Source organism: Gilvimarinus sp. 1_MG-2023, assembly GCF_030548285.1.
Genome location: NZ_JAUOSC010001954.1, coordinates 1 through 228, shown reverse-complemented (window position 1 = coordinate 228; position 228 = coordinate 1). Strand labels below are relative to the sequence as shown.

The following is a 228-nucleotide window of genomic DNA, read 5'->3' as shown; positions in this document are numbered from 1 at the left end:
GCCCTGGAGTTCCCCCCCAATCAGCGCCGTCAGCTGGGTCTGCGGGTGATTCCCGCTGACCGTATGGCAACCGCGCTGGCATCCGACCTGACGATTGCCGCCAATCTCTCCCTGACCGCGGTGGTCAGGGGCCGCTTCGGACGCTTTTGGCTCAACCGCCGCCGTATGGAGCGTGAAGCCAAAGCCAGTATCGAACAGCACGACATTGCCGGGGCGCGTCCCCACGGC

The 228-nt window shown here is 66.2% G+C and carries 1 protein-coding gene; it reads left to right on the top strand.

Features of this window, described 5'->3' with window-relative positions:
- On the top strand, positions 1–228 hold a 228-nt coding region (locus Q4563_RS23480), incomplete at both ends, for a hypothetical protein (protein ID WP_303606262.1).